The following is a 1413-nucleotide window of genomic DNA, read 5'->3' on the forward strand; positions in this document are numbered from 1 at the left end:
GGCGGCCGGGGCGGCGGGGGCCGTCCCGGGGGCTGCGGCGTCGGGGGTGCGCGGGCCGTCGTCGACGGCCGGGGAGGCGCTGGCGCGCAGGACGTCGGTCATGGCGCCACGGTAGTCGCGCCGCCCGTCACCCGGCCGGGAGGACCACCATGTCGTCGCGGTGGACGACCTCGCGGCCGTAGTCCGGGCCGAGGTCCTCGCGCAGCTCGTGCGTGGAGCGGCCCAGCAGCCGGGGCAGCTCGGCGGCGGCGTACCCGCTCAGCCCCCGGGCCACGGCGGTGCCCGCGGGGTCGCACAGGTCGACGACCGCACCGACGTCGAAGACGCCCTCCACGGCGGTGACGCCCGCCGGCAGCAGGGACGCCCCGCGCCCGACGACGGCCCGCACCGCGCCGGGGTCCAGGAGCAGCCGGCCGCGCGGCGCGGCCACGTGCGCCAGCCACAGCGTGCGGGCCGGGAGAGCCCGCGGCGCCGCCTCGAACCAGGTGCCGACGTCCGCGCCGGACATGGCGTCGGGGAAGCGGGCCGTGGCGGTGACAAGCGTCGGCACCGCGGCGTCGGCGGCGATGGTGGCCGCGTCGACCTTGGTGCGCATGCCGCCGGTCCCGACGGCGCTGCCCGCCCCGGTGCCGAGGTCCGCCTGCAGGGTCCCCGTGCCGTCGACGAGCGGGATGCGCCGGGCCCCGGGCCGCGACGGCGGCCGGTCGTACAGCCCGTCGACGTCGGTGAGCAGGACCAGGGCGCTGGCGCCGACCAGGTGCGCGACGAAGGCCGCGAGCCGGTCGTTGTCGCCGAACCGGATCTCGTCCGTGGCGACGGTGTCGTTCTCGTTGACCACCGGCACGGCGCCGAGGCTGAGCAGCCGCGCCAGCGTGGACCGGGCGTTGAGGTAGTGGTTGCGCCGGACCAGGTCGTCCAGGTCGAGCAGCACCTGCCCGGTCACCAGGTCGTGCCGCGCGAACGAGGACGACCAGCGCGACAGCAGCCGCCCCTGCCCGACGCTGGCGGCGGCCTGCAGCCCGGCGAGGTCGGCGGGACGGCGCGCCATGCCGAGCGCGGGCAGCCCGGCGGCGATCGCCCCGGAGGTGACGACCACCAGGCGCCGGTCTGCACCGAGCGCCCGGCGGGCGGCCAGGGTGTCGACGAGGGTGTCGACGGCCTGGCCGTCGATGCCCGTGGAGGTGGCGAGGCTGGAGGAGCCGACCTTGACCACGAGCGTGCCGGGGCCCTCGAGCAGGGCGTGCAGCCGCTCCCGCGCCTGCTGCGGGGCGGTGGCGGACGCCTCGCTCACCCCTGCCCCGAGGTCCGGTCGACCTGCTCCCCGGCCTGCTCCGGCGCGGGGGCGCCGGTCCCGTCCGCCGCGTCCGTGGCCCCGGCGCCGTCGGCCGCACCGGTCCCATCGGCCGCGCCGGT

At 79.0% G+C, this 1413-nt stretch carries 1 protein-coding gene; it reads right to left on the reverse strand.

Going from position 1 to position 1413, the window contains the following annotated elements:
• Nucleotides 1-127: 127 nt before the first annotated feature.
• A complete protein-coding gene (gene proB / locus WCS02_RS20285) occupies nucleotides 128-1291 on the reverse strand; it encodes a glutamate 5-kinase (RefSeq protein WP_340296124.1) in 1164 nt (387 codons plus the stop codon).
• Nucleotides 1292-1413: the final 122 nt, after the last annotated feature.

Origin of the sequence: Aquipuribacter hungaricus, from assembly GCF_037860755.1 — a bacterium.
GTDB lineage: Bacteria > Actinomycetota > Actinomycetes > Actinomycetales > JBBAYJ01 > Aquipuribacter > Aquipuribacter hungaricus.